Raw genomic sequence first — 20,167 nt, 5'->3', positions numbered from 1 at the left:
ATCGTGTCCGCTTTCAGGGGCGCAGAGCGGTCGTGGCCCGCTCACGCAGGGTGAGGTCGCGATGCGTCGCCGCCGCACGCCATCCGTCACGGGTGAGGATGCTGCGGATCTCCTCCCCCTGCAGCTCTCCGTGCTCGATCACGAGGAGTCCGCCCGGATGCAGGAGCTCGAGGGCGCGGACGCTGAGGACACGCACGATGTCGAGGCCGTCCTCTCCCCCGTACAGTGCCATCGACGGGTCGTACAGTCGCACCTCGGGGTCGCGCGGCACCGCCGCGTCCGGCACGTACGGAGGGTTGGAGATCACCACAGACGCCGTGCCGTCGAGATCGCCGAACGCGTGGGCGAGGTCCTCGTTGACGAGCGTCAGGTTTTCGACGCCTGCGGTGTTGCGCACCGCCCACGGATAGGCATCGGAAGACAGCTCCGTCGCGAAGATCCGGGAGTGGGGCACCTCGGTCGCCATGGCGAGTGCGATGGCCCCGCTCCCGGTGCCGAGGTCGACGCCGATGGGCTCAGGCGACGGCGATCCCAGAAGGGCGTCGATCGCGTACTGCACCACGGTCTCCGTCTCGGGCCGGGGGACGAAGACGCCGGGTCCGACCGCGAGCTCGAGGTGCCGGAACGGCGCCGTCCCGGTGATGTGCTGCAGCGGCTCCCTCGCCGAGCGGCGGGTGACGAGCGCGTCGAAGGCGAGCGCCGCGTCGTCGGCGATCGCATCTCCCCTGATCACGGCGGCCTGCACCTCGCCTCTCCGCGCACCGAGGATGTGCCCCGCCAGGAGCTCCGCATCGACGAGAGGATCCGGGACGCCGGCCTCCGCGAGTCGACGGGCGGCGGCGTCCACCACGGATGCGAGGGAGATGTCAGGCATGAGCACAAGCGTAGAGCGCGGGAAGGTGTCATATTGCCCGACCCCCGAGGGTGCTCGCCTAGGCTGGAGCCGCAGTCACCCCGCACAGGAAGGCTCTCCCCATGCCCGGTATCCACTCCGACATCACCAGCGCATTCGGCAACACTCCTCTGGTTCGCCTCAACCGGGTCACCGAGGGTCTCGACGCGACCGTGCTCGCCAAGCTCGAGTTCTACAATCCGGCGTCGAGCGTCAAGGACCGGCTCGGCATCGCGATCGTCGACGCTGCTGAGGCGTCCGGCGAGCTGAAGCCCGGGGGCACGATCGTCGAGGCGACGAGCGGCAACACCGGTATCGCGCTGGCGATGGTCGGCGCAGCGCGCGGCTACAAGGTGATCCTGACGATGCCCGCGTCGATGTCGAAGGAGCGGCGCATGCTCCTCAAGGCTTTCGGGGCCGAGCTCGTCCTCACCGACCCCACGAAGGGCATGACGCACGCGATCGCCGAGGCGGAGGCCATCGCCGCCCGGACGCCGGGTGCCGTGCTGGCGAAGCAGTTCGCCAATGAGGCGAACCCCGCCATCCACCGCCGGACGACGGCCGAGGAGATCCTCCGTGACACGGAGGGCGTCGTCGACTACCTCGTCGCGGGCATCGGCACCGGTGGCACCATCACCGGCGTCGGACAGGTGCTGAAGGAACGCGTCCCCGGTGTGCAGATCGTGGCCGTCGAGCCCAAGGACTCCCCCATCCTCACCGAGGGACACCCCGGACCCCACAAGATCCAGGGCATCGGACCGAACTTCGTGCCACCCATCCTCGACCGCGACGTCCTCGACGAGGTGATCGACGTCACCTTCGACGACGCCATCCGCGTCGCACGCGAGACGGCGAGCAGAGAGGGCATCCTCGTGGGCATGTCCAGCGGTGCCGCGATCTGGGCCGCTCTGCAGGTCGCCCAGCGTCCTGAGGCCGCAGGGAAGACCATCGTCGTCATCATCCCCTCGTTCGGTGAGCGCTACCTCTCGACCGCTCTCTACGAGCACCTTCGCGAATCCTGACCCCTCCGATGGGCATGATCGGCCGAATGCGCGAGGATATCGCGGCAGCTCGACTCCGCGACCCCGCCGCCCGCAGCGCTGCGGAGGTGGCTCTCCTCTACCCCGGGCTGCACGCCATCTGGGCGCATCGCGTGTCGCATGCGCTCTGGCGCCGGAACCTCCGGCTGCTGGCACGTGCGACATCGCAGGTCTCGCGCTGGCTGACCGGAGTCGAGATCCACCCCGGAGCACGGATCGGGCGGCGATTCTTCATCGATCACGGTATGGGCGTGGTCATCGGCGAGACCGCCGAGGTCGGCGACGATGTGATGCTGTATCACGGTGTCACGCTCGGCGGCCGCACCAGGGACTCCGGTAAACGGCACCCGACCCTCCGCGACGGCGTCGCCGTGGGCGCGGGGGCCAAGATCCTCGGCCCGATCACGATCGGCGAGGGATCGGTGGTCGGCGCGAATGCCGTGGTCACGCGCGACGCTCCCGCCGACAGCATCCTGGTCGGGATTCCGGCGAAGGCTCGGGCACGCATCCTCGGCGAGGACACCAAGGCGATGCTCACGGCCCCCGACTACTCCATCTGAGAGTCCGTCGGGCGCCGGTCAGGATGCCTCAGCGACCGCGCGACTTCTCGACCTTCTTGCGCAGGAAGATCAGCGGCAGCAGTACGCTGCCGAGTGCCGTGATCAGCCACACGATCACGGCTCCGAGCAGCCACCCGGCGAGATCGACGATGCGCAGGCCGCCGATCGGCAGCAGCACGACGACCACCAGGGCGATCAGGGTCGACACGATTCCGATCCCGCCCATCAGTACCGGCGCGTAGCGGTCGGCGATCTTGCTGACCCAGGGGGCGAGCACGCTCTGCACGATCGCGAAGATCAGGATGCAGATGACGAAGCCCCACCACTTGTCCCACTGGATCTGGAATCCGTCGAGCGCGAGATCGGCGACGATGAGGCCGAGACCTGCGGACACGACATACAGGAGCGCGCGGAAGAGGAACGTGATCACGGCCCGAGCCTAGCGCCACGGCACGGAGCCACGGGGAACCGCAGTGTGATCGTGACGCGTCCACGGAACACCTCGGAGCACGACCGCGGGGTGCCGGAGCGTCCGGCACCCCGCGGCCTGCGTGTCACTGCGCCACGAAGAACGGGATGGCACCGGACAGGATGCCGACTCCGAGCATGACGAGCGACACGACCGTCGCACGCCACAGGACCTTGCGATGGTGATCGCCGAGGTTGACGCTCGCCAGCGAGACGAGCAGCAGGATCGCCGGCACGAGCGGGCTCTGCAGGTGCACGGGCTGCCCGATGATCGACGCGCGCGCCATCTCGACAGGGTCGATGCCGAACGCCGCGGCGCTCTGTGAGAGCACGGGGAGGATGCCGAAGTAGAACGCGTCGTTCGACATGAAGAACGTGAACGGGATCGACAGGAGTCCGGTGATGGGCGCGAGGAACGGGCCGAGTGCCGGCGGGAGGACGTCGGTGATCCATGTCGCCATGGCGTCGACCATCCCGGTGCCCGAGAGGACCCCGACCAGCACGCCGGCGGCGATCACCATCGAGACGACCCCCACGATGCTCGGCGCGTGAGCGACGATCTCGGACGCTTGATCCTTGATCCCGCGGAAGTTGACCAGGAGGGCCACGGCGGCACCGACCATGAAGACGTACGGCAGCGGCATGATGTCGAGCACGAGCAGCACCATCACGGCGACTGTGAGCGCCAGGTTGAACCAGATCAGCTTCGGTCGGAGCGTCGGCCGCGCCGGGTCGAGCATGGTGTCGGCCATCGCGGTGTCCGCGAGGTCGACGCTCGCGGCGGCGACGGGACCGCGTCCACCGGAGACCACGACGATGTTGCCGGTGCGCAGCGCAGCGCGGGCGCCCGGGGTCGCGTCAGAGCCGCGGAAGAGCTTCGGAAGCGTCGAGAGCGCCCCGCCGTCGGCTCCGGTGAGCCGCCCGTCGGAGTCGAGTCGTCCGAGCCGTCGGCGCTCCTGCAGCCCGAGCATCCAGGCGAAGCCCAGCGTCACGAGGATGCCGACGCCGAGTGCGGGGAGCATCGGGACGAAGATCTCCGTGGGCTGCAGGCCGAGGGCTGTCGCTGCGCGCACGGTCGGACCGCCCCAGGGCACGATGTTCAACGTGCCGTTCATGAGTCCGGCCACGCAGGTGAGCACCACGGGGCTCATGCCCAGCCGCAGGTAGATGGGGAGCATGGCGGACGTCGTGATGATGAACGTCGTGGACCCGTCTCCGTCGAGCGAGACCGCACCCGCGAGGATCGCCGTGCCGAGCACGACCTTCGCCGGGTCGTCGCCGAGAAGACGTGTGATCATCCGGATGAGCGGATCGAACAGGCCGACGTCGATCATGATGCCGAAGAACATGATCGCGAACATCAGCAGCGCGGCGGTCGGCGCCATGGTCGCGATCGAATCGAGGATCATGTCGCCGAGGCCGAGGCCTGCGCCGGCGAAGAGGCCGAAGACGGTGGGGACCAGGATCAGCGCCACCATGGGCGTCAGGCGCTTCGTCATGATGAGCGTCATGAACGCCAGCACCATGGTGAAGCCGAGGAGGACGAGAACCCACTCCGGCGGCACGAACGCCACGTCGTACGTGGGTGCCTCTTCTGCGGCCGCGGGCAGGCCGGTGAGAATGTCGGGCATACGGTGACTCCTTCGTCGTCGCTCCGTCATCTGCGACGGATTCTGACGAGACTAGGCAATGCGCCGTCTGCGGGTGCGGTATCCCGCATTCCCGGACGTTGTGCGCGTAGCGTGGGTTCTGCGCATATTGCGCGAAGGGAGAACTGTGTCGAGGACGACGACGAGCAGGCCGCGGTTCGCGACGCGCGCACTGCTGCTGCATCTCGCCACCGTCGCGCTCGTGGTCGCACTGTGCACGGGCGTGTACCTCGCTGTCGCCGTCCAACAGCTGCGTGCAGAGGCCGAGTCCACTGCGCTCGGCATCGCCAGGACGTTGGCGGAGGATCCGCAGGTGCGGGCAGAGGTCGCCCTGATCTCCGCCGCGAACGACGCACCGGACGTCGAATCGCTCAGAGACGGGGATCTGCAGCGCATCGCGATGGACGTGTCGGCCCGCACGGGTGCGCTGTTCGTCGTTATCACCGATGAGGACGGCATCCGCCTCGCCCACCCGATCAGCTCCCGCATCGGCGAAGTCGTCAGCACGCCCTTTGAAGAGGTCCTCGAGGGGAACGAGATCGTGGACTGGCAGACCGGCACGCTCGGCGAATCGGCGCGCGCGAAGGTCCCCGTCCGCGACGACGCAGGCACGCCCGTCGGCGAGATCAGCGTCGGCTTCGAGCGGACAGGGGTCTTCGACGACCTGCCCCCGCTGCTCGCCGTAATCGGCCTCACCGCGCTCGGAGCACTCGCCCTGGCCGGCCTCGCATTCCTCCTTCTCCGCCGGCGCTGGGAGCGCCTCACTCTCGGCGTCCAGCCGGAGGAGCTCGTAGCGTTCGTGCAGAACCAGACAGCGGTCCTGAACGGTGTGGACGACGGAGTGCTCGCCGTCGACGCCGCCGGGATCGTCAGGGTGAGCAACGACGCCGCAGATCGGATGCTGGGGCTCGACGCCCCTGTGGGCCGCCCCTTCACCGACCTCGGACTCCCCGCTTCCGTGCTCGAGACAGTGACGGGTGACCGATCACGCTCAAGCGCCGTGGTCGACGACCGCGTGCTGTACCTCGACTCGAGGCCAGTCGTGCGTGACGGACGGGCGCTCGGCGATGTGCTGATCGTCCGCGATCGCACCGACCTCATCGCCCTGACCGAGCGGCTGGAGACGGTGCGCACCATGACGGCCGCGCTGCGCGTGCAGCGGCACGAGTTCGCCAACCGCATGCACGTCGCCGCAGGGCTCATCGACGCAGAGCGGGTCGATGATGCCCGGGCCTTCCTCGGCGAGCTGGTCGAGCGCGGCTCCGTGGCCTTTCCCGTCGCGGGCCTCGACCTGCTCGGCGATCCCTTCCTGCACTCGTTCCTCGGTGCCAAGGGCGTCGAGGCGGGTGAGCGCGGCGTCGCGCTGCGCATCGCAGACGAGACGCAGTTGATCGGCAGTGTGGCAGCACCGGAGGACGTCGCGGCTGTGCTGGGCAACCTGGTGGACAACGCCGTGACGGCTGCGGTCTCGGGCCAGAGGTCGCCCCGCTGGGTCGAGGTCGCCGTGCTCGGCGACGGCGATGCGCTCGTGGTCACGGTGTCGGACTCGGGAGCGGGCCTCGGAGACATCGATCCCCTGTCGCCGCGAGCTGCCGCCGATGACACCGGCACAGGCACAGCCACCGACGCTGCCGTGCACGGTCACGGCATCGGGCTTCCGCTCGCGCGGGAGATCGCACGGCGGAACGGCGGGGAGCTCTGGATCATCGACCCCGGAGGAGCGCAGCACGGCGCCGTGTTCGCCGCGCGCCTCAACGGCGCCGTCTCCCCCGTCGCGACACCGCCAGCTCAGAAGGAGAATCCATGATCGATCCCGTGCGCGTCCTCATCCTCGACGACGACTTCCGCGTCGGACAGCTGCATCGGGGGATCATCGACGAGCAACCCGGCTTCATCGCTCTCGAGCCCGCACGATCGATCGCCGAAGCGCGGGAAAGCATCCGTTCCTCACGTCCCGACCTGCTGTTGGCCGATGTCTTCCTGCCGGACGGCGACGGCATCGCACTGGTGCAGGATGCCGGGGTCGACGCGATCCTCATCTCGGCGGCCGACGACGCCCCGACGGTACGCCGCGCGCTGAAGTCGGGCGCCGTGGGGTATCTGCTCAAACCGTTCGATCGACGCGCGCTCACCGGGCTGCTCGACCGCTACACGCGCTATCGCAACCTCCTCGCCGGGGACCGCCCCCTGCGACAGGACGACGTCGATCGGGCGCTGGCGATCCTGCACGGCTCGGGAGAACCCGTCTCGGTCTCCCGCTCGGCCACAGAGCAGCTTGTGCTCGCCGCGCTCGGCGACGGAGAGGCCTCGGCGGCAGAGGTCGGAGAGCGCGTCGGGATCTCCCGCGCCACAGCGCAGCGTCATCTCGCTGCGCTCGCTGCTCGTACGGTGGTCGAGGTGAGCCTGCGGTACGGCGCCACCGGACGACCCGAGCACCGTTACGCAGCTCGGATCTGAGGACGCGCGAGACGCGAACGTCGACGGCGCTGGGCTCCGGTCAGGACTCCGAGCCCACGGCGGCGAGACGCGCCTCTTCGTCCGCCTGGATCGCGCTCTCGATGATCGGCTCGAGCGCGCCGTCCATCACCTGATCGAGGTTGTACGCCTTGAATCCGGTGCGGTGGTCGGCGATGCGGTTCTCGGGGAAGTTGTAGGTGCGGATGCGCTCGGAGCGATCCATGCCGCGGATCTGCGACTTGCGGGCGTCGGATGCCGCGGCATCCAGCTCTTCCTGCTGCTTCGCCAGCAGTCGTGCACGCAGCACGCGCATCGCGGCCTCGCGGTTCTGCAGCTGCGACTTCTCGTTCTGCATCGACACGACGATGCCGCTCGGAAGGTGCGTGATGCGCACGGCCGAGTCGGTCGTGTTCACCGACTGACCGCCGGGGCCCGAGGAGCGGAAGACGTCGATCTTGAGATCGTTCTGGTTGATCGCGATCTCGTCGGGCTCATCCACCTCGGGGAACACCAGCACGCCCGTGGTCGAGGTGTGGATGCGACCCTGCGACTCGGTCGCGGGCACACGCTGCACCCGATGCACGCCGCCCTCGTACTTGAGGTGCGCCCAGACGCCCTGAGCGGGGTCCGTGGATGAGCCCTTGATCGCGACCTGGACGTCCTTGTAGCCGCCGAGGTCGGACTCATTGCGCTCGAGGAGCTCGGTCTTCCACCCCTTGGATGCCGCGTACTGGATGTACATGCGCAGCAGATCGGCGGCGAAGAGAGCCGACTCGGCACCGCCCTCCCCCGCCTTGATCTCCATGATCACGTCGCGCGCATCATCGGGATCCCTCGGGATCAGCAGGCGTCGGAGCTTCTCCTGCGTCGCCTGAACGCTCTCTTCGAGGCTCGGCACCTCGTCGGCGAACGCGTCGTCCTCGCGGGCGAGTTCGCGCGCCGCGTCCAGATCATCGGATGCCGCCACCCACGCCTCGTGGGCGGCGACGATCCTGGACAGCTCCGCGTAGCGGCGGTTGACGCGCTTCGCACGAGCAGCGTCGGCGTGCACCGCCGGGTCGGAGAGTTCCTCCTGCACCCGGCGATGCTCGTCGATCAGAGTCTGGACGGACTCGAACACAGTGGCTCCGCTCAGCGGATGTTGTTGTCGTGACCGTGCGCGCCCGAGGGGAGCGTCGGAATCGACTTCTGCATCTGCACCAGGAACTCGACGTTCGAGTGCGTCTCCTTGAGCTTGCCGAGCACGACCTCGAGGGCCTGCTGCTGGTCGAGGCCCGCGAGGGCCCGGCGCAGCTTCCAGGTGATCTTGACCTCATCGTTCGACAGCAGCATCTCTTCGCGGCGAGTGCTCGACGCATTCACGTCGACGGCCGGGAAGATGCGCTTGTCGGCGAGCTGACGCGACAGGCGCAGTTCGCTGTTGCCGGTGCCCTTGAACTCCTCGAAGATGACCTCGTCCATCTTGGAACCGGTCTCGACGAGAGCCGTGGCGAGGATCGTGAGGGATCCGCCGTTCTCGATGTTGCGCGCCGCGCCGAAGAAGCGCTTGGGCGGGTACAGCGCCGACGCGTCGACGCCGCCCGAGAGCACGCGTCCGGAAGCCGGAGCCGCGAGGTTGTACGCACGGCCGAGGCGGGTGATCGAGTCGAGCAGCACGACGACGTCGCGGCCCAGCTCGACGAGACGCTTGGCGCGCTCGATGGCGAGCTCGGCGACCGTGGTGTGGTCTTCCGCGGGGCGGTCGAAGGTCGAGGCGATGACCTCGCCCTTGACGGTGCGCTCCATGTCGGTGACCTCTTCGGGGCGCTCGTCGACGAGCACGACCATGAGGTGGACCTCGGGGTTGTTCTGCGCGATCGCGTTGGCGATCTGCTGCAGGACGATCGTCTTGCCGGCCTTGGGCGGCGCGACGATGAGGCCACGCTGGCCCTTGCCGATCGGGGCGACGAGGTCGATGATGCGCTGGGTCAGCTTCTCGGGAGCCGTCTCGAGACGCAGACGCTCCTGCGGGTAGAGCGGGGTGAGCTTGCCGAACTCGACGCGGGTGGCCGCGTCGTCGATCGACAGACCGTTGATCGAGTCGACCTTGACCAGCGCGTTGTACTTCTGACGACCCTGCTGCTCGCCTTCGCGGGGCTGCTTGATGGAGCCGACGATCGCGTCGCCCTTGCGCAGGTTGTACTTCTTGACCTGGCCGAGCGAGACGTAGACGTCGCTCGGGCCGGCGAGGTAGCCGGTCGTCCGAACGAAGGCGTAGTTGTCGAGCACGTCGAGGATTCCGGCGATCGGGATGAGGACGTCGTCCTCGCCGATCTCGGTGTCGAACTCGTCGGTGGGCGCGGCGCCGCGGCGCTTGTTGCGCTGACGGTTGCGGCCGTTGCCGCCCTCGTCATCAGCGGAGTTCTGCTGCTGCTGAGGCTGCTGCGACTGCTGCTGCTCGCCGGCCTGACCGTTGCCGTTCTGGCCACGTCCACGGTTGCGGCTGCGGTTGCGGTTGCGACCGCGTCCACCCTGCTCGTCCCCGCCGTCAGCGGAGTCGGAGGAGGAATCGCTCGCAGGTGCGGAGTCTGCCGGGGCGGACTCGGCGGGCTTCTCGGCGGTCGGAGCCGGCGCGTCGACTGCGGGCTTCTTGGCGGTGCGACGACCGCGACCGGTCTTCTTCGGCTCGTCGGACGAGTCGGCGGCAGGAGCCGCATCGGCAGCCGGGGCGACGTCAGCTGCAGGAGCGGCAGGAGCGGCAGGAGCGGCAGACGACTCGGCTGCGGGCGCCTCGGCGGCGGGCTCGGCGTCGGCCTTCTTCGCGCGGCTGCGACGAGGAGCCTTCGCCTTGGGTGCGGCCTCGGCGGCAGAGGCGTCAGCGGCGGGCGCCTCGGACTTCGCAGGTGCCTCGGACTTCGCGGGCGCCTCGGACTTCGCGGGCGCCTCGGTCTTCGCAGGTGCGCTGTCGGTTGCGGCGTCGGCGGCAGCGGCCTTGTCAGCCTTGGCGGACGCCGTCGCGGTGGTCGCACGGCGCGGCGCGCGCTTGCGTGCCGGGGCGACTTCGGTCGCAGCGGTGGTCGCGGCGTCGGAGCTCGCGGCCTTGGCCGGAGCAGCGGCGGCGGGTGCCGCCTGGTCGTTCTGGGTCTCGGAGAAATTCTCCACGAGTACTCCCTCTTTGGTCTCGGAGACATGAGCGGTACGCGCACAACGGGTGCTGCGCGCGGTCGCACGGGCTGACGCTCGGCGTCAGCCAGCCTCGGCACTGGGTTCTCGAAAAGAACGAGTTCTCGGTGAGAGCAGTACCACAGGGGTTTGCGTGCGGGTCTTGCAGAGTTGCAATGGGGCCAGATTCACGCAGTTACGTGGAGCCCTCCGCTCGATTCCCCACTGTACCACCACGCACGTCGACCGCGAGCAGCAGCGCTTCCCACGGGGTGTCGGTGGTGGATTCGGCGAGTTCCACGGCATCCTGACGGCTGCCGGGCCCGTCTGCGAGCACGAGTACACTCGGCCCGGCGCCCGAGACCACAGCGGCGAATCCTGCGGCACGCAGAGCCTGCACGAGGCGCTGCGTCTCGGGCATCGCCTCGGCGCGGTAGTCCTGATGAAGACGGTCGGCCGTCGCGTCCAACAGCAGCTCGGGGCTCTGGGTGAGAGCCGCGATGAGGAGCGCGGAGCGCGAGACGTTGAACACGGCATCGGCCGTCGAGACCTGAGGCGGCTGCAGCGACCGGGCCTTGGAGGTCGACATCGTGTACGACGGCACGAGCACGAGAGGAGAGACACCGCGGTGCACGAGCAGCTTCTTGTGCTGCGCGCCCCGCTCGCCCATCCACGCGATCGTGAGCCCACCGAACAGGGCGGGTGCCACGTTGTCGGGGTGCCCTTCGATCTCGGTCGCGAGGCGCAGCATGTCAGCGTCGCTGATTTCGACGTCACCCTCGAGCAGGCCCTTCGCCGTGAGGATGCCCGCGGCCACCGCCGCGCCGGAGGAGCCGAGACCGCGACCGTGCGGAACACCGTTCTCGGCCACGATACGCAGACCGGGAAGTGGACGATCGACGTCGGCATAGACATGCGCGATCGTGCGCACGATCAGGTTGGATGCGTCACGCGGAATCTCGGCCGCACCGGAACCGGCGACCTCGATCTCGAGCTCCCCCGCCGGCAGCTCCGTGACCACGAGGGTGTCGTAGACGCTCAGCGCAAGACCGAGCGTGTCGAAACCCGGGCCCAGGTTCGCGCTCGTGGCGGGGACGGTCACCTCGACCGTGCGTCCTGCTGACACCGTCATTCGCCTTCCACGCGCAGCACCGACACGACGCGCTCGACGACGGAGCTGTCGGCGAGTGCGTCGACGGTCGCGCTGAGGGCCGCATCCGTGGCGCGGTGCGTGCCGATGACGAGACGGGCGGTGGGCTCGTCTTCGCCCTCGACGGTCTGGACGACTGTGGCGACGGAGACGGCACCGTCGCTCAGGATGCCGGCGACGGTCGCGAGGACGCCGGGGGCGTCCGCGACCTCGAGAGTGATCTGGTAGCGCGTGGTGACGTGACCGATCGGCACGACGGGGAGGTTCGCCCTGGTGGACTCCCCCACGCCGACACCGCCGGCGATGTGGCGGCGGGCCGCCGAGACGACGTCGCCGAGAACGGCGGATGCGGTCTGCACGCCGCCGGCGCCTGCGCCGTAGAACATGAGGGAGCCTGCCGCCTCCGCTTCGACGAACACCGCGTTGTTCGCGCCGTGGACCGATGCGAGGGGGTGCGTCTTGGGGACGAGGGCCGGGTAGACGCGGACCGAGATCGACTCGGTGCCGTTCGCTTCGATGCGCTCGCAGACGGCGAGCAGCTTGATCACGAATCCGGCCGCGCGAGCCTCGTCGATCATCGACGCGGTGATCGACGTGATGCCCTCGCGGTACACGGCGTCGAGCGGGACCGCCGTGTGGAAGGCGAGGCTGGCGAGGATCGCGGCCTTCTGCGCGGCGTCGTAGCCCTCGACGTCGGCCGTCGGGTCGGCCTCGGCGTAGCCGAGTCGCTGAGCGTCGGCGAGCACGTCGGCGAAGTCGGCGCCCTCGGTGTCCATGCGGTCGAGGATGTAGTTGGTCGTGCCGTTCACGATGCCCATGATGCGGACGACCCGGTCACCGGCGAGCGAGTCGCGCAGCGGACGGATGATCGGGATCGCACCGGCGGCGGCGGCCTCGTAGTACACGGAGGCGCCGACACGGTCGGCGGCCTCGAACAGCTCGGGGCCGTGCGTGGCGAGCAGCGCCTTGTTGGCGGTGACGACGTCAGCGCCCGAACCGATCGCCTGCAGGATGCTCGTGCGCGCCGGCTCGATTCCGCCGATCAGCTCGATCACGATGTCGGAGCCGAGGATCAGCGACTCCGCATCGGTCGTGAACAGCTCCTTCGGCAGGTCGGTCTCGCGGGGTGCGTCGAGGTTCCGCACGGCGATGCCCGCCAGTTCGAGCGAGGCCCCTGCACGATCGGCGAGCTCGTCGCCGTGGCGCAGCAGGAGGTCGGCCACCTGGGAGCCGACCGCGCCGGCACCCAGAAGCGCCACCCGAAGTCGTCGGTACTCAGTCGTCATTGCTTCTCCTTAGGAGGGTGGATCAGTCGTGTGTCATCGGCTGCCGCAGCGCGTGGCGCGCGGGTCACCGGTGGTTCTGGGGCGCCTCGATGCCGGCATCCCTGGCGAGGACGTCGGCGATGGTCTCGCCGCGGACGATGATCGTCGACCGACCGTCGCGGACGGCGACGATCGGAGGACGGGGAACGTGGTTGTAGTTGCTCGCCAGCGGTGCGCAGTAGGCGCCGGTGGCGGGGACCGCCAGGAGATCGCCGGGGGTGACATCGGCCGGCAGGAACTCATGATCGACGACGATGTCGCCGGATTCGCAGTGCTTGCCCACGACGCGGCTGAGCTGCGGAGCACCCACGCCGACGCGCGAAGCGAGGCGGGCGGAGAACTGCGCACCGTAGAGAGCCGGGCGGGCGTTGTCGCTCATGCCCCCGTCGACGCTGATGTAACGACGTGTGGCACCGGATTCGAGCTCCACGTCCTTGGTCGTGCCGACCTCGTAGAGCGTGACACCAGCGGTGCCGACGATGGCGCGCCCCGGCTCGAAGGAGAGTGCGGGGATCGAGATGCCGCGCGCCGCACAGCCTTCGGCGACCGCGGTGACGATCTCGCCGGCGAGCGTCTCGATCGGCGTCGGGTCGTCGACGCTCGTGTAGGCGATGCCGAAGCCGCCGCCCAGGTTGAGCTGCGGCACGGGGCCGCCCTCGAGGAGAGCGGCGTGGAGCTCGAGCACGCGGGACGCGGATTCGCGGAAGCCGGCGACGCCGAAGATCTGCGAGCCGATGTGGCAGTGGAGACCGGCGAAGTCGATGCCGGGGATCTCACGGATGCGGGCGACGGCGCGCTCCGCCTCGGGCAGCGGGAAGCCGAACTTCTGGTCCTCGTGGGCGGTCGCGAGGAAGTCGTGTGTCTCGGCGTGCACTCCGCTGATGACCCGCACCAGAACGCGCTGGGTCGCGCCGGTCCGAGCGGTGATCGCCGCCAGCCGCTCGATCTCGATCTCGCTGTCGACGATGATCGTCCCGACACCCACCTCGACGGCGCGTTCGAGCTCGGTGACCGACTTGTTGTTGCCGTGGAAGCCCAGCGAAGCCGGAGCGACGCCCGCGGCGAGAGCCACCTCGAGCTCTCCCCCGGTGCACACGTCGACGCGGAGTCCCTCGTCGACCACCCATCGGGCGATCGTCGTGGTCAGCAGAGCCTTGCCCGCGTAGTAGACCTGCGCAGTCGTGCCGTGCTCGGCGGCGGCCGTGTCGAAGGCGAGCCTGAACGCCCGTGCCCGGGTGCGCACCTCGTCCTCGTCGATCACGAGGAGCGGTGTGCCGTAGGTCTGGGCGAGCGCCGTCGCGGCGATGCCGGCCAGCTGGACGACCCCGTCGGAGTCGCGGATCGTGGACGCGGGCCACACGGCGGTCGGAAGATCGTTCGCGTCGACGGGCTCGACGAGCCATTCCGGGGCGAGCGAATCGGCAGGGGAAAGCAAGGAACACCAATCGTGGGACGAGTCTCGGGCAGGAACGCGCACTGCGAGGTTGACCCCGATTCTAGGGCACCCTCCATGCCGCATCCGTCATGGTGACGCCCGACGTCAACCCCCTGAAAGCACTTCTCGGCCACTCGTAAGGTGGTGGCATGAGCACCGACTCCGCAGCCCCCGACGCCGACCGTCCCGGACCGATCGCGCGCGCGAGCGCAGCGGCCATCCGCTGGGCGCTGACACGTCGGCCGGTCCGGGCCTTTCTGCTGTACTCGGAGCGTCGTGGACCGATGCTCGCCGACAGCGTGACGTACCGGGCACTGTTCAGCGTGTTCGCGGGCGTTCTGCTCGGGTTCTCGATCGCGGCGCTGTGGCTCGCCGGCAACCCCGACGCGTGGAAGGCGATCATCGCGGCAGTGCAATCGGTGGTTCCCGGCCTCATCGGCGAAGACGGGATCATCGACCCGTCAGACCTGCAGACCCCGGTCTCGTTCTCGATCGCGGGTGTCATCTCGGTCGTCGCGCTCACCGGATCCGCGTTGGCGGCGGTGGGTTCACTGCGCACCGCCGTGCGGCTCCTCGCAGGAACAGCACAGGACGACACGCTCTTCATCTGGGTCATCCTCCGCAACCTGCTGCTCGGCGCCGGGGTCGCCGCGCTGTTCATCGCCTCGGCGGCGATCACCTTCATCGGTCGGATCGGCATCACGTGGCTCCTCGGGCTGCTCGGCATGCCCGAGGATTCGGTCGCGGCTGTCTGGGGCGTCCGGGCGGTCTCGCTCGCGGTCGTTCTCGCCCTGGACACCGTGCTCATCGCCGGGGTGTTCCGGCTTCTCTCGGGTGTCCGGCCGGCGGCGAGGTCGCTGTGGATCGGCTCGCTGATCGGCGGAGCCGGGCTCCTGGTCCTGCAGGAGCTGTCCGGGCTGTTCATCGGAGGCGCGACGAGCAATCCGCTGCTCGCGTCGTTCGCCTCGCTGCTGGCTCTGCTGATCTGGCTCAACCTGTCGACCCAGGTGATCCTGATCGCCTGCGCGTACATCGTCACATCGGAGGAGGAGCGTCACGACCGGGTGCGCGCCCGATTCGGGGCGACGACCTTCCCTCAGCGGCGCGTGCAGCGCGCGGAAGTCAGTGTGGCCCTCGCGACCGCCGAACTGCGTGCCGCGCAGAAGGCCGAGAAGGAGTTCCGTACCGGGTCGACCGCGGACTGACCTCAGCTCTGGGGGCACACGCCCTTGTCGAGCAGAGTCGCATCGGTCGCGATCGCGCCGTCGACATCCACGTCGATCACCGCCTCAGTACCGACGATCTCGAGTCCGGTGAGGGTGATGCCGGCGGGGAGCTGATCGGCGATGCAGACACGCTGCGTCTCGGTGAGTCGACTGCCCAGGGACCCGAGAGAGGATCCGACCTGATCCGCGTCGACCTCGAGGCCGCCGATCGTGAGCCCCACGGGGGTCAGCTCGAGATCGCCCTCGGCGATGCCCGGCGTCACCGTCAGCGAGACCGGGATCGCGATTCCGAGAACGGTCACCGTACCGGCGGCTGTCGCGTTCGGAGCCTCGAACGTCACGGTGTCCACAGGAAGGTCGGTACCGGCGAGCAGCGTGGTGAACTGCGATTCGTCGATCCGGATCGTCCCCGTCGCACCGCTCAGATCGCCTCCCCGCAGCGGCACCCCGGTCGCCGTGACGTCGACCGCACCCGTGATCCCCTGCAGGGTCACCGAATCCGTTGATAGATGAAGAGTGTCGAGCGTCCCGCCGATCAACTGCGGGATCAGGATGCCGTCGGCCGCCACATCGAGCTCCTGATCGGCGGGCAGGTCGAGCTGATCGATCACGATCCCACGGACGACTCCGGGAAGGATCGAGCGCACGACCAGCTCCGCGGCGACAGCGAGCGCCGCCAGCACGACCACGACGATCAGGAGGACCCACGGCCACCTCTTGCGCCTGCGCTTCGCGGGCGCGGCGCTGACAGCATCCGCAGCATCCTTCTCACCGGGGATCACGAGCGTCGGATGCTCGGAATCCGCGGCGGGATAAGAGAGGGTGTGGTTGTCGTCGCTCATGCTGCCATCCTGCCCTACTGGGCGGACGGCAGCCGAGTCACATCCGCTCGGGGGCGGACACGCCGAGGAGGTCGAGGCCGTTGCGGAACACCTGGCCTGCGGCGTCGTTGAGCCACAGTCGCGTGCGGTGAACGGTCTCGATGGGGTCGTCACCCTGCGGGATCACGCGGCAGTTGTCGTACCAGCGGTGGTACAGGCCGGCGAGCTCCTCGAGGTAGCGCGCGACACGGTGCGGTTCGCGCACCTCGGCGGCGAAGGCGACGATGCGGGGGAACTCCTGCAGAGCGCCCAGCAGCGCGCCCTCGGTCTCGTGCGTGAGGGTCTCGGGAGCGAACTCCGAGCGGTCCACGCCCGAATCCGCGGCGTTGCGCGCCACATTGTGAGTGCGGGCGTGCGCGTACTGCACGTAGAAGACGGGATTGTCGTTCGTGCGCTTCTGCAACAGCTCCGGGTCGAGCGCCAGCGGTGAATCCGCGGGCGAGCGCTCCAGCGAGTAGCGCAGCGCATCGGTGCCGAGCCATTCGCGCAGGTCGTCCATCTCGATGATGTTGCCGGCACGCTTGCTGAGGCGCGCGCCGCCGACGGAGACGAGCTGGCCGATCAGCACCTCGACGTTCTTCTCGGGGTCCTCGCCCGCTGCTCCCGCGATCGCCTTGAGGCGGTGGACATACCCGTGGTGGTCCGCACCCAGCAGGTAGAGCTTGTACTCGAAGCCGCGGTCGCCCTTGTTGAGGTAGTACGCGGCGTCGGCGGCGAAGTAGGTGTACTCGCCGTTCGAGCGGCGGATCACACGGTCCTTGTCGTCACCGAAGTCGGTGGTGCGCACCCAGACGGCACCCTCGTCGTCGAAGACATGTCCCTGCTCGCGGAGTCGGTCGACGGCCTGGTCGACCAGGCTCGTTCCGTCGGCGCCCTTGGCGTGCAGCGTGCGCTCCGAGAACCAGACATCGAAGTCGACGTTGAACTTCGACAGCGACTGCTTCTGCTCATCGAGCTGGTATTCGTAGGCGAGTTCACGCGTGACGGTCACCTGCTCGTCGTCGGGGAGATCGAGCAGGTCGGGGCGCGCAGCGAGGACCCGGGCAGCGAGATCGCCGATGTAGCTCCCGGCGTAGCCGCCCTCGGGCGTGGGCTCGCCCTTGGCCGCCGCGAGCACGGAGTTAGCGAAGCGCTCCATCTGCACGCCGGCGTCGTTGATGTAGTACTCGCGGGCGACGGTCGCACCGGATGCCGCGAGAACGCGCGCGATCGCGTCACCGAGGGCCGCCCAGCGCGTGTGACCGATGTGCAGCGGGCCGGTCGGGTTCGCGCTCACGAACTCGATGTTGATGCTCTGCCCGGCCTGGGTGTCGTTGTGGCCGTACTCGACGCCCGCATCGACGATGACCTTGGCCAGCGCGCCGGCGGCCGCCGCGTCGAGGCGGATGTTGATGAACCCGGGGCCGGCGACCTCGGTGCTCGCGATGCCGTCGACCTTGGCGAGCCCGTCGGCGATCTGCTGGGCGAGTTCGCGGGGGTTGGTGCCGAACGGCTTCGCCAGACGCATCGCGATGTTCGAGGCCCAGTCGCCGTGGTCGCGGTTGCGCGGACGGTCGAGCACGATGTCGGATGCGGCGAGTGCGAGCGGCTCGCCCGGACGTCGTTCCTCGGCGATCGGTGCGAGGACGGCGAGGAGGGCTGAGGCGAGCGTTTCAGGGTTCATAGGCCTCCCAGTTTACGGCGCGTCACGCCCTCGAATTTGCGAGGGCCGGATCGTGATCTACAGTCATGCCATGAAGGCCGCATCCGCCCGCCACCGCCTGCCCGTCGCAGGGCTCGCCGTCGCCGTGATCCTGGCACTCGCCGCGGTCATCGTCGGCGTGTGGCGTCCGTGGGTTCCGGTGCCGTCCTCGGCGCCCGTCGGAGCCGCTGCCGCCGACGACGAAGCAGTCGCGATCGCCCCCGTGCCACTGCTCCTCCCCGAGCATCCGACCGTCCTCGTCTTCGGCGACTCATGGACCTACGGATCGGCCGCGACCGAGCCGACGCTCGGCTACGCCTACGTGCTCGCCGGATTGATCGACGGCGAGACGATCGTCGACGGAGTCCGAGGCAGCGGGTATCTGCGGCCCGGACTCGACGGTCCCGCCTTCGGCGAGCGCATCGCCGCTCTGGACCCCACGCTCGCGCCGGACCTGATCATCATGCAGGGTTCCATAAACGACCGGCGTGACGGCGAGGCCGGTTACCGTGAAGCCGTAACCGCAGCGTGGGACGCGATGTCCGCGAAGTACCCCGACGCGACGATCGTCATCCTGGGCCCCGCCCCTCACGAGCTGCCCGTCGGCGCCGGGACCGCCCGCATCGACACCGATCTCGGCGAGCTCGCCGCTGCCCGTGGCTGGTGGTACATCTCCCCCGTCGCCCAGGACTGGATCACCGAGCAGAACTATCTCTCGGTGATCGACGTGGAGGTCGGGCGTCAGCATCCCTCCACCGACGGCCACCGGTATCTGGCGGAGAAGCTCGCCGCGGCACTCGCCGAACTCGGCGACGCGCCGGTCACCGAGGCCGGTGGGTCGGAGACGACTCCCGAGCAGTGATATTGTCGATCGGTACGCCTCCGTAGCTCAGTGGATAGAGCGCCGGTTTCCGGTACCGTAGGTCGCTGGTTCGATTCCAGTCGGGGGCACATAAGGATCGACGCGCAACGAGTCTGATTCGCGAGCAGAACCGAAAACACGAGAAAGCCGCCTGGTTCAGGCGGCTTTTCTCATTCATAATCGTGGTCTTGACTGCGGCGATGCGCTCCCGAATCACGCTCTCACAGCACCGCGCACGTGGCCCGTCGGTCTACTGAGGCAGGAGTATAACGAGCGCGATGATCCCAGCGACTGCGCCGCCGAGCATCAGCCACCCGATGATCGCGTTAAACCGGGAAAGCGCCGGCGAGTTCTGAGCGGGCTCACCTAGTCGAACGCGGAGCTTGTCGGCCTCTTGTTCCAGCTCTTTCGCTCTGCCCACGAGGTCCGGGTTGCCGATGGAGCTCAGCCCCATGGTGTTGGCGAGCAGGTCGGCGTGTTCAACCTCGATGGCGCGGAGGCGTTGGCGCAGTTCGGCGTCCTCTTCGTTCGCGGTCGAGTGCATCGTCAGCTGGCGTACGACTGGATCAATTGAACGACGCACAGGACTATCAGAGCCGCGCCCACCAGAATCCCACCCAGCCGCCAAGCCCTTCTCTCGCCCGCTTCTCGGGTTCCAGCCTCCGGCAGAGGACGCCGTACGGCGACGAAAGCGATGATGGCAAAGACAAGAGCGAGAACAACAATCACATAGATCACCGTGCGCCTCCTCGCTTCCCAATCGTGCTGGAGTCTGAGCCCACGGTAGCGCCCAGAGCACTACGACGCGACACTGGGGTCGTGACATCCCTCATTCAGCAACGGATAGCCATTGAACGCTTGCGGACCCTCGCACTGCTCGGACTGAGCATTGGCGTGGCCGCGATGCTCGTCGCAATTTTCGTGACGCTAACGGACATTGGATCCTGGAGCGGCTGGGCGTTGCTCGCGGGCTCCGTCGCCGTCGTCTCCGTAAACATCGCCGCTTACCTGAGGGCTCAAAGGCAGTTGCACGGGTTCGAAGCCGAGCATGGACACGGGGCTGGATCGCAACGAGACCTGTAGGCCCGCCTTCTACGAACCTTATCCGCGGAAAGGACCACGACGCACGGGTCGCCGTTCACTTATCTGGTTGCTTCCCTCGCATGGTCAGCACCTTCCGGATCTGCCACACGAGCAACGCCGCCGACCCGGCCACCATGACTCCGATGAGCGCCCATTGCGGGACGGAGTATCCGATGCCCCAGGACAGAGCCAACAGCACGAGCCCAGACATGTACGCGAACAGCAGCGCGGAGATGGCCGTCATCACCCACTCCCGGCGATACCGCCGCCGCGTGCCTCGGTTCGCCATGGTCTAAAAGTACGCGAGCATCCTGGTC

The 20,167-nt window shown here is 68.5% G+C and carries 19 protein-coding genes and 1 tRNA gene; 8 read left to right on the top strand and 12 right to left on the bottom strand.

Features of this window, described 5'->3' with window-relative positions; genetic code table 11:
- Nucleotides 1-13: 13 nt before the first annotated feature.
- Nucleotides 14-874: a peptide chain release factor N(5)-glutamine methyltransferase gene (gene prmC / locus OD997_RS01470; RefSeq protein ID WP_434330052.1), complete on the bottom strand. Its 861-nt coding sequence runs from the start codon at nucleotides 872-874 to the stop codon at nucleotides 14-16.
- Between the two features lie 101 nt (nucleotides 875-975).
- On the opposite strand from prmC, the gene cysK reads away from it, so the two are divergent.
- Complete coding sequence (cysK, locus tag OD997_RS01465) at nucleotides 976-1,914, top strand: cysteine synthase A (RefSeq protein WP_434330051.1); 939 nt, start codon at nucleotides 976-978, stop codon at nucleotides 1,912-1,914.
- A gap of 8 nt (nucleotides 1,915-1,922) precedes the next feature.
- Complete coding sequence (gene epsC, locus OD997_RS01460; RefSeq protein WP_434330050.1) at nucleotides 1,923-2,492, top strand: serine O-acetyltransferase EpsC; 570 nt, start codon at nucleotides 1,923-1,925, stop codon at nucleotides 2,490-2,492.
- A 28-nt stretch (nucleotides 2,493-2,520) separates the two neighbouring features.
- On the opposite strand, the gene OD997_RS01455 is transcribed toward epsC, so the two are convergent.
- Nucleotides 2,521-2,922, bottom strand: coding sequence for a hypothetical protein (locus tag OD997_RS01455; RefSeq protein WP_434330049.1), 402 nt, complete (start codon nucleotides 2,920-2,922; stop codon nucleotides 2,521-2,523).
- Nucleotides 2,923-3,046: 124 nt separating this feature from the next.
- Nucleotides 3,047-4,591 carry a CitMHS family transporter gene (locus OD997_RS01450; RefSeq protein WP_434330048.1) on the bottom strand — a complete coding sequence of 515 codons (1,545 nt, stop codon included), beginning with the start codon at nucleotides 4,589-4,591 and terminating at the stop codon, nucleotides 3,047-3,049.
- A gap of 145 nt (nucleotides 4,592-4,736) precedes the next feature.
- Between OD997_RS01450 and OD997_RS01445 the strand changes: the two genes are divergently transcribed.
- Together OD997_RS01445 and OD997_RS01440 are read left to right on the top strand one after the other, a co-directional pair.
- Nucleotides 4,737-6,416, top strand: coding sequence for an ATP-binding protein (locus OD997_RS01445; RefSeq protein ID WP_434330047.1), 1,680 nt, complete (start codon nucleotides 4,737-4,739; stop codon nucleotides 6,414-6,416).
- Nucleotides 6,413-7,066: a response regulator gene (locus OD997_RS01440; RefSeq protein WP_434330046.1), complete on the top strand. Its 654-nt coding sequence runs from the start codon at nucleotides 6,413-6,415 to the stop codon at nucleotides 7,064-7,066. Before OD997_RS01445 ends, OD997_RS01440 begins: the two co-directional genes overlap by 4 nt.
- Before the next feature lie 40 nt (nucleotides 7,067-7,106).
- On the opposite strand, the gene prfA is transcribed toward OD997_RS01440, so the two are convergent.
- The 5 genes from prfA to lysA all read right to left on the bottom strand — a co-directional run bounded on the left by prfA (nucleotide 7,107) and on the right by lysA (nucleotide 14,117).
- Nucleotides 7,107-8,186, bottom strand: a complete 1,080-nt coding sequence (gene prfA, locus OD997_RS01435) for a peptide chain release factor 1 (RefSeq protein WP_434330045.1) — start codon at nucleotides 8,184-8,186, stop codon at nucleotides 7,107-7,109.
- A gap of 11 nt (nucleotides 8,187-8,197) precedes the next feature.
- A complete protein-coding gene (gene rho, locus OD997_RS01430; protein ID WP_434330044.1) occupies nucleotides 8,198-10,207 on the bottom strand; it encodes a transcription termination factor Rho in 2,010 nt (669 codons plus the stop codon).
- A 196-nt stretch (nucleotides 10,208-10,403) separates the two neighbouring features.
- Nucleotides 10,404-11,339 carry a homoserine kinase gene (gene thrB / locus OD997_RS01425; protein ID WP_434330043.1) on the bottom strand — a complete coding sequence of 312 codons (936 nt, stop codon included), beginning with the start codon at nucleotides 11,337-11,339 and terminating at the stop codon, nucleotides 10,404-10,406.
- Nucleotides 11,336-12,643, bottom strand: coding sequence for a homoserine dehydrogenase (locus OD997_RS01420; protein WP_434330042.1), 1,308 nt, complete (start codon nucleotides 12,641-12,643; stop codon nucleotides 11,336-11,338). The genes thrB and OD997_RS01420 overlap by 4 nt, the downstream gene beginning before the upstream one ends.
- 64 nt (nucleotides 12,644-12,707) lie before the next feature.
- Nucleotides 12,708-14,117: a diaminopimelate decarboxylase gene (gene lysA, locus OD997_RS01415; protein WP_434330041.1), complete on the bottom strand. Its 1,410-nt coding sequence runs from the start codon at nucleotides 14,115-14,117 to the stop codon at nucleotides 12,708-12,710.
- A 149-nt stretch (nucleotides 14,118-14,266) separates the two neighbouring features.
- Between lysA and OD997_RS01410 the strand changes: the two genes are divergently transcribed.
- Nucleotides 14,267-15,322: a YihY/virulence factor BrkB family protein gene (locus OD997_RS01410; protein ID WP_434330040.1), complete on the top strand. Its 1,056-nt coding sequence runs from the start codon at nucleotides 14,267-14,269 to the stop codon at nucleotides 15,320-15,322.
- Between the two features lie 2 nt (nucleotides 15,323-15,324).
- Here OD997_RS01410 and OD997_RS01405 read toward each other — a convergent pair whose 3' ends face one another.
- Nucleotides 15,325-16,185: an LmeA family phospholipid-binding protein gene (locus OD997_RS01405; protein WP_434330039.1), complete on the bottom strand. Its 861-nt coding sequence runs from the start codon at nucleotides 16,183-16,185 to the stop codon at nucleotides 15,325-15,327.
- A 37-nt stretch (nucleotides 16,186-16,222) separates the two neighbouring features.
- Complete coding sequence (gene argS, locus OD997_RS01400) at nucleotides 16,223-17,887, bottom strand: arginine--tRNA ligase (protein WP_434330038.1); 1,665 nt, start codon at nucleotides 17,885-17,887, stop codon at nucleotides 16,223-16,225.
- A 70-nt stretch (nucleotides 17,888-17,957) separates the two neighbouring features.
- Between argS and OD997_RS01395 the strand changes: the two genes are divergently transcribed.
- Both OD997_RS01395 and OD997_RS01390 read left to right on the top strand, forming a co-directional pair.
- Nucleotides 17,958-18,767 carry an SGNH/GDSL hydrolase family protein gene (locus tag OD997_RS01395; RefSeq protein WP_434330037.1) on the top strand — a complete coding sequence of 270 codons (810 nt, stop codon included), beginning with the start codon at nucleotides 17,958-17,960 and terminating at the stop codon, nucleotides 18,765-18,767.
- A 16-nt stretch (nucleotides 18,768-18,783) separates the two neighbouring features.
- Nucleotides 18,784-18,856: transfer RNA gene (locus OD997_RS01390), tRNA-Arg, on the top strand.
- A 161-nt stretch (nucleotides 18,857-19,017) separates the two neighbouring features.
- Here OD997_RS01390 and OD997_RS01385 read toward each other — a convergent pair.
- Nucleotides 19,018-19,311 carry a hypothetical protein gene (locus OD997_RS01385; protein WP_434330036.1) on the bottom strand — a complete coding sequence of 98 codons (294 nt, stop codon included), beginning with the start codon at nucleotides 19,309-19,311 and terminating at the stop codon, nucleotides 19,018-19,020.
- Between the two features lie 275 nt (nucleotides 19,312-19,586).
- Here OD997_RS01385 and OD997_RS01380 point away from each other — a divergent pair, with 275 nt between their 5' ends.
- Nucleotides 19,587-19,850: a hypothetical protein gene (locus OD997_RS01380; RefSeq protein WP_434330035.1), complete on the top strand. Its 264-nt coding sequence runs from the start codon at nucleotides 19,587-19,589 to the stop codon at nucleotides 19,848-19,850.
- A gap of 55 nt (nucleotides 19,851-19,905) precedes the next feature.
- On the opposite strand, the gene OD997_RS01375 is transcribed toward OD997_RS01380, so the two are convergent.
- Nucleotides 19,906-20,094, bottom strand: coding sequence for a hypothetical protein (locus OD997_RS01375; RefSeq protein ID WP_434330034.1), 189 nt, complete (start codon nucleotides 20,092-20,094; stop codon nucleotides 19,906-19,908).
- Nucleotides 20,095-20,167: the final 73 nt, after the last annotated feature.

It is taken from the genome of Microbacterium sp. CGR1 (assembly GCF_051062835.1).
GTDB lineage: Bacteria > Actinomycetota > Actinomycetes > Actinomycetales > Microbacteriaceae > Microbacterium.
This window is presented reverse-complemented; position numbering and strand designations above follow the sequence as displayed.

Bases quoted from the DNA above. Each gene is read 5' to 3' on its own strand.
- prmC (WP_434330052.1), bottom strand. From the start codon at position 874: ATGCCTGACATCTCCCTCGCATCCGTGGTGGACGCCGCCGCCCGTCGA.
- OD997_RS01385 (WP_434330036.1), bottom strand. From the start codon at position 19,311: ATGCACTCGACCGCGAACGAAGAGGACGCCGAACTGCGCCAACGCCTC.
- OD997_RS01450 (WP_434330048.1), bottom strand. From the start codon at position 4,591: ATGCCCGACATTCTCACCGGCCTGCCCGCGGCCGCAGAAGAGGCACCC.
- OD997_RS01410 (WP_434330040.1), top strand. From the start codon at position 14,267: ATGAGCACCGACTCCGCAGCCCCCGACGCCGACCGTCCCGGACCGATC.
- epsC (WP_434330050.1), top strand. From the start codon at position 1,923: ATGGGCATGATCGGCCGAATGCGCGAGGATATCGCGGCAGCTCGACTC.
- cysK (WP_434330051.1), top strand. From the start codon at position 976: ATGCCCGGTATCCACTCCGACATCACCAGCGCATTCGGCAACACTCCT.
- OD997_RS01395 (WP_434330037.1), top strand. From the start codon at position 17,958: ATGAAGGCCGCATCCGCCCGCCACCGCCTGCCCGTCGCAGGGCTCGCC.
- argS (WP_434330038.1), bottom strand. From the start codon at position 17,887: ATGAACCCTGAAACGCTCGCCTCAGCCCTCCTCGCCGTCCTCGCACCG.
- OD997_RS01440 (WP_434330046.1), top strand. From the start codon at position 6,413: ATGATCGATCCCGTGCGCGTCCTCATCCTCGACGACGACTTCCGCGTC.
- OD997_RS01375 (WP_434330034.1), bottom strand. From the start codon at position 20,094: ATGACGGCCATCTCCGCGCTGCTGTTCGCGTACATGTCTGGGCTCGTG.
- OD997_RS01420 (WP_434330042.1), bottom strand. From the start codon at position 12,643: ATGACGACTGAGTACCGACGACTTCGGGTGGCGCTTCTGGGTGCCGGC.
- OD997_RS01405 (WP_434330039.1), bottom strand. From the start codon at position 16,185: ATGAGCGACGACAACCACACCCTCTCTTATCCCGCCGCGGATTCCGAG.
- thrB (WP_434330043.1), bottom strand. From the start codon at position 11,339: ATGACGGTGTCAGCAGGACGCACGGTCGAGGTGACCGTCCCCGCCACG.